We start from the raw sequence: 5,951 nt of genomic DNA on the forward strand, positions 1-5,951 counted from the left end.
TGCCTCGCGGGCCTCGATCACCTCGGGTAGCCGGTCTGCGTGCTCGCGTAGAGCACGAATTGCCATGTCTCCCACGGGCCGTCGTACGAGCACTGCGCCGTCGCCGTGCCGGACCGACAGGATGCCCTGTACTTCGAGGGCGACGAGGGCCTGGCTCAAGGATGCTCGACTGACCCCGAGGTGTCCGGCCAGTTCGCGCTCGGGCGGAAGTCGATCGCCAGGGTTCATCTCGCGGTCGGCGATGTGCTTGCACAGCTGTTCGACGATGACCTCGTACAGCCGTGGTCGGGTCACGGGGCGAATTTGCTCAGCCACTGTGTCACTCGCTCTCTGTTCCTCTGGACCTCCACCCTAGTCGCCGCCATGCACGTAACGGCGGACACATCGGGGGTTGACAAGTGATCCACTTCACTGGTTGAGTCCCTATTGACTCAGTGGCCAGTCCAATTAGCCACTGGAGATCCTGGGCAACCGCTCGGGTGACACCACAGACGGACCGGAGACCTTCGATGTCGACCGAGTTGATACCCATCCTTGCGCTCGTCGTCATGTTCCTCGCCGCAACCGTGTTCCCCGTGAACATGGGCGCGTTGGGGTTCGTGGCGGCGTTCTTCGTCGGAACACTTGCCGTGGGCATGGGTGCCGACGACATCATTGCCGGCTTCCCGAGCAGTCTCTTCCTCACGCTCGTCGGCATCACCTACCTGTTCGCCATCGCGCAGAACAACGGCACGGTCGACCTGCTGGTCCGCGGAGCCGTTCGACTCGTCGGAGGCCGGGTGGCACTCATCCCCTGGGTGATGTTCGGCATCACCGGTGTCCTGACCTCCATTGGTGCGCTCGGACCGGCCGCGGTGGCCATCGTCGCCCCGATCGCCCTCGGATTCGCCGCGCGCTACAAGATCAACGCCCTGCTCATGGGCATGATGGTCATCCACGGCGCGCAGGCAGGCGGATTCTCGCCCATCAGCATCTACGGCGTCACGGTCAACAACATCGCCGCCAACGCGGGACTCGTCAACAGTCCGCTCACACTTTTCCTCGGCAGCCTGTTCTTCAACGCCGCGATCGGCGCGCTGCTGTTCATGTTCCTCGGTGGCCGCTCCCTCATCGGACGCAGCGTGCACGACGAGGACGGCACGCGTCCCGACGGTGACACCGGCGGAGTCGGCGGTTCGGGTTCGCGAACGGTCATGCGCGGCTTCGGTGCATCGACGCCTCGTCCGTCCGGTCAGACGGTCACGGTCGAGAATGCGCCACCCCTGGCCACCGCGGTCAAGGCCATCACCTTCGATCAGATTCTCACGCTCGTCGGCCTGGCCTCGCTGGCTCTGTTCGCCCTCGTGCTCGACCTCGACGTCGGATTCATCGCGATGACGGTGGCCGTGATCCTCGCACTCGCATCGCCCAAGGCCCAGAAGGGCGCGATCAACCAGATCAGTTGGTCGACGGTGCTGCTCATCGGTGGCGTGCTCACGTTCGTCGGGGTGCTGCAGGAAGCCGGAACCGTCGAGTACGTCGGCGATTCGGTCGCCAGCATCGGCATCCCGCTTCTGGTGGCGCTGCTGCTCTGCTACATCGGTGCCATCGTCTCGGCCTTCGCGTCGTCCACCGCGATCCTCGGCGTCACCATCCCGCTGGCGGTTCCGTTCCTGCTCGCCGGTGAGGTGGGAGCCATCGGAGTCATCGTGGCTCTGTCCATCGCATCGACCATCGTCGACGTCAGTCCGTTCTCGACCAACGGAGCCCTGGTGCTCGCCAATGCCCAGGACATCGACCGCGACGTCTTCTACAAGCAGATCCTCAAGTACAGCGCACTGGTGGTGGTCATCGGCCCGCTGATCGCCTGGGCATTGCTGGTCGTACCCGGCTGGATGTAGCGGTACTGCAGTGGAAAACAGACGCTCGATGATGGCGGCACGTGTGTTCGACGTGCCGCCATCACGCGTCTGAGCTGGGCAAAGGCGCGTACATCGTTACTTGACATCGCCGTGGTTCGCTGGTCCAATTGAATTGGCTAGTCCACTGGCCCAGTAATCCAATCGGACTTCGGGTCCGGCTCCCACCTCGCTTCGACGTAAGGATCAATTCGATGCCCCTCAACACGACAGGCAGAACCGGACCGCTCGAAGGCACCGTGGTGGTCGATCTGACCCGCGCCCTGGCCGGTCCGCATGCGGCGATGATGCTCGGCGACCTCGGCGCAGACATCATCAAGGTCGAGACCCCGAAGGGCGGCGACGACACCCGCGTCTGGGGTCCCCCCTTCGTCACTCCGCGCGATGCCGAGCGCGAGTCGACGTACTTCCTCTCGGCCAATCGCAACAAGCGGTCCATCGCGCTCGACCTCAAGACCGACGACGGCCGAGAAGCGTTGGAGCACATGATCGAACGGGCAGACGTACTGCTCGAGAACTTCCGTACCGGTGTTCTCGACCGACTCGGCTTCTCGCCCGAGCGGATCGCCGAGATCAACCCGCGCACAGTGGTGCTGTCGATCAGCGGCTTCGGTCACGACGGCCCCGAGGGCGGCCGCTCCGGCTACGACCAGATCGCTCAGGGTGAGGCCGGGCTGATGTCCTTCACCGGCTCGGGTCCCGAGGACGTCCAGCGCGTCGGCGTTCCCATCGCGGACCTGCTGGCCGGAATGTACGGAGCTTTCGGCGTTCTCGCTGCACTGCGTGAACGCGACCGCACCGGCCGCGGCAAGGTCGTCCGTACCTCGCTGCTCGCCAGCGTCGTCGGAGTGCACGCCTTCCAGGGCACCAAGTGGACCGTCGCAGGCGAGGTCGGCGCGGCGCAGGGCAATCACCACCCGTCGATCTGCCCGTACGGATTGTTCCCGACATCGGATGGCGCAGTGCAGATCTCGGGGGGCAGCGAGGGACTGTGGCATCGGTTCTGCGAGGGTTTCGGCATCGACCCCGATCTCGAAGGCATGGCCACCAACCCGCAACGGGTGAACAGTCGCGACGATGTCATCGAACTCGTGTCCAAGATCTTCCGCACGTACGAGACCGAACCGCTGCTGGCCCTTCTCGACGAGATCGGTGTTCCCGCAGGCAAAGTGCGCAACGTCCAGGAAGTCTACGAGTGGGAGCAGACCAAATCCCAGGGCCTGCTGGTGGACGTCGAGCACACGACGTTGGGCACGGTGACACTGCCGGGACCGCCACTGCGGTTCTTCGAATCCGACGGCACCGAGGTCACCGAAACCAATCACCTGGCACCGCCGGTGCTCGGTGCCGACGACGAACTCGTCCGCGACTGGCTGAAAGAGGCGACACGATGACCAGAATGACCGCCCTCGAACTCCTCGATCTGGTGATCGATTCCGGCAGCTTCGACTCCTGGGACACCCCGACGGCCGACTACGTCGTCGACGACGAGTACGCAGGCGAACTCGCCGCGGCACGCGAGAAGACCGGCCTGGACGAGTCCGTGCTCACCGGCTCCGCGACCATCCGCGGCCGCAAGGTGGCCATCCTGCTCGGCGAGTTCGCGTTCCTGGCCGGCTCGATCGGGGTCGCGGCGGGCGAGCGCCTGGTCAACGCCGTACACCGGTCGACCGACGAGCGGCTGCCGCTGCTGGCGCTGCCTACGTCCGGCGGAACCCGAATGCAGGAGGGCACGGTCGCGTTCTTGCAGATGGTCAAGATCACCGCCGCGATCACCGCGCACAAGGCGGCGAACCTGCCGTACATCGTCTATCTGCGGCACCCCACCACCGGCGGAGTGTTCGCGTCCTGGGGATCGCTCGGTCACGTCACCGTCGCCGAGCCCGGTGCTCTCGTCGGATTCCTCGGCCCCCGCGTCTACGAGGCGCTCTACGACGCGAAGTTCCCCACGGGCGTGCAGACGTCGGAGAACCTTCAGGCCCACGGGCTCATCGATGCCATCCGTCCGCCCGAGCAACTCGGCGAGATCGTCGATCGCGCATTGCGGATCATGACCGACATCCCGTCGTACCGCCCCCGCGCCGTCGAGGCGCTCGAATGGAAGATCGAGGACGTACCCGCGTGGACGTCCATTCTGGCCTCGCGCAGAGCCGATCGCCCCGGGGTCCGTGAGCTGCTGTTCAGTACCGCAGCAGATGTGCTGCCGCTCAACGGAACCGGCCAAGGGGAGTGGGATCCGGGTCTGATTCTTGCCCTCGTCCGGTTCGGCGACATGCCCTGTGTTCTGCTCGGGCAGGATCGACGCGGTCAGACGACGAAAACGCCGCTCGGTCCCGCAGCGCTTCGCGAGGCTCGACGCGGTATGCGTCTGGCCCAGGATCTGAAGCTTCCGCTCGTCACCGTCATCGACACGGCGGGTGCCGCACTGTCGAAGGAGGCGGAGGAAGGTGGCCTGGCCGGCGAGATCGCACGGTGCATCGCAGACATGGTCGACCTCGAAACCCCCACGCTGTCATTGCTGTTGGGGCAGGGTACCGGCGGCGGCGCACTCGCTCTGGTACCCGCGGACCGCGTTCTCGCCGCCCAGCATGCGTGGCTCTCGCCGCTGCCGCCCGAGGGGGCATCGGCCATCGTTCACCGCGACACCGCCCACGCCGCGGAGATGGCGACGAAGCAGGGAGTGCGCTCGCTCGATCTCTTCCGAGCCGGCGTTGTCGACATCATCATTCCCGAATTGCCCGACGCGGCAGACGAATCGCAGCAGTTCTGCGACCGGGTGGGTGCGGTACTGCACCGGGAGCTCGCCGAACTGATCGCTCAGGACCCGTCGATGCGGATGATCGCCCGAGAGAAGAGATTCAACAGAATCGGCTTCGCGGCCGCCGCGGTGTAATTCCCGCCGAACTCGAAGTTATGGACGGTTTTCGGCCGAAATGTATCCATAACTTCGAGTTCGGCGGGTGGTCGGGGAGGCTATCGTCGTCCGGGTGGCGGGCAATGCGCGGGATCCAGGGGTGTCGGTGGCCTCGCGGCTGCTGGCGCTTCTGGCTGTGTTCGACGAGAAGACCCCTGCGCTGACGCTGTCCGAACTGGCCGACGGCGCAGGCCTGCCCATCGCCACCGCGCATCGGATGGTGCGTGAACTGGTCGATTGGGGCGCGCTCGTTCGCGGCGAGGACGGCCGCTACGTGGTGGGGCGTCGACTGTGGAAGTTGGGATTGCTGGCACCGGATCAAGCCGATCTGCGAGAGATCGCCTCACCGTTTCTGCACGACATCTACGGCGCGACACTCGCCACGGTGCATCTGGCCATTCGCGACGGCGACGAGGTGCTCTATCTCGACCGGCTTGCCGGGCACGCGTCGGTGCCTGCGGTCAGCCGGGTCGGAGCGCGTCTGCCCCTGTATGCGACCGGAGTCGGCAAGGTGTTGTTGGCCTACGCCCCGCGTGAGGTGCACGACCGCGTGTTGAGGAACCTGACCCGCATCACCGCGTACACGGTGACTCATCCGGGGAAGTTGGACAGCGAACTACGCCGAGTGCATCGCGAGGGGTATGCGCAGACGGTCGAGGAGATGACGCTGGGGGCGTGTTCGGTGGCCGTACCGGTCCGCGGCGAGGGCGAACGAGTGGTGGCGGCGTTGGGAATCGTGGTTCCGAGCATCGGACGAGATCGAGCCAGACTGGTTGCCGCTCTGCAGGTTGCCGCGCGAGGAATCGAGCGAAGTCTGCGGGGATGAGATCGATGTTTTCGCTGAGTGGAAACATGGTCTTGTTCGCGGCCCCGATGCGCGGTGTACTCGATGCATGCGAACACAGGTCGCCATCATCGGTGCAGGGCCCGCGGGTCTGCTGCTGTCCCACCTGCTCGGGGAGCAGGGAATCGACTCTGTTCTGATCGAGTCACGCACGCAGGAGTACGTGCTCTCGCGCATTCGGGCCGGCATCCTCGAACACTCGACGGTTCAGCTGCTCGACGACCACGGCCTGGGGGAGCGGTTGCATCGCGAAGGCCACGAGCATCGCGGAATCTATCTGCAGTGGCCGGAAGAG

General features: G+C 65.4%; 6 protein-coding genes. 5 read left to right on the forward strand and 1 reads right to left on the reverse strand.

What is annotated here, in order from left to right; genetic code table 11:
- On the reverse strand, window positions 1-315 hold a 315-nt coding region (locus tag A2J02_RS23470), incomplete at its 3' end, for a FadR/GntR family transcriptional regulator (RefSeq protein WP_156516356.1).
- 194 nt (window positions 316-509) lie between these two features.
- On the opposite strand from A2J02_RS23470, the gene A2J02_RS23475 reads away from it, so the two are divergent.
- From A2J02_RS23475 to A2J02_RS23495, 5 genes are all read left to right on the forward strand, one after another.
- The gene (locus A2J02_RS23475; protein WP_068054349.1) at window positions 510-1,880 is read left to right on the forward strand and encodes an SLC13 family permease; all 1,371 of its coding nucleotides are present in this window, start codon (window positions 510-512) and stop codon (window positions 1,878-1,880) included.
- Window positions 1,881-2,092: 212 nt separating this feature from the next.
- The gene (locus tag A2J02_RS23480; RefSeq protein WP_068054352.1) at window positions 2,093-3,292 is read left to right on the forward strand and encodes a CaiB/BaiF CoA transferase family protein; all 1,200 of its coding nucleotides are present in this window, start codon (window positions 2,093-2,095) and stop codon (window positions 3,290-3,292) included.
- Window positions 3,289-4,791, forward strand: a complete 1,503-nt coding sequence (locus tag A2J02_RS23485) for a carboxyl transferase domain-containing protein (protein ID WP_068054355.1) — start codon at window positions 3,289-3,291, stop codon at window positions 4,789-4,791. The genes A2J02_RS23480 and A2J02_RS23485 overlap by 4 nt, the downstream gene beginning before the upstream one ends.
- Window positions 4,792-4,885: 94 nt before the next feature.
- The gene (locus A2J02_RS23490; RefSeq protein WP_068054358.1) at window positions 4,886-5,638 is read left to right on the forward strand and encodes an IclR family transcriptional regulator; all 753 of its coding nucleotides are present in this window, start codon (window positions 4,886-4,888) and stop codon (window positions 5,636-5,638) included.
- A gap of 67 nt (window positions 5,639-5,705) precedes the next feature.
- On the forward strand, window positions 5,706-5,951 hold a 246-nt coding region (locus tag A2J02_RS23495; protein ID WP_156516357.1), incomplete at its 3' end, for an FAD-dependent monooxygenase.

The organism is Rhodococcus sp. EPR-147, assembly GCF_001647185.1.
Taxonomy (GTDB): domain Bacteria; phylum Actinomycetota; class Actinomycetes; order Mycobacteriales; family Mycobacteriaceae; genus Rhodococcoides.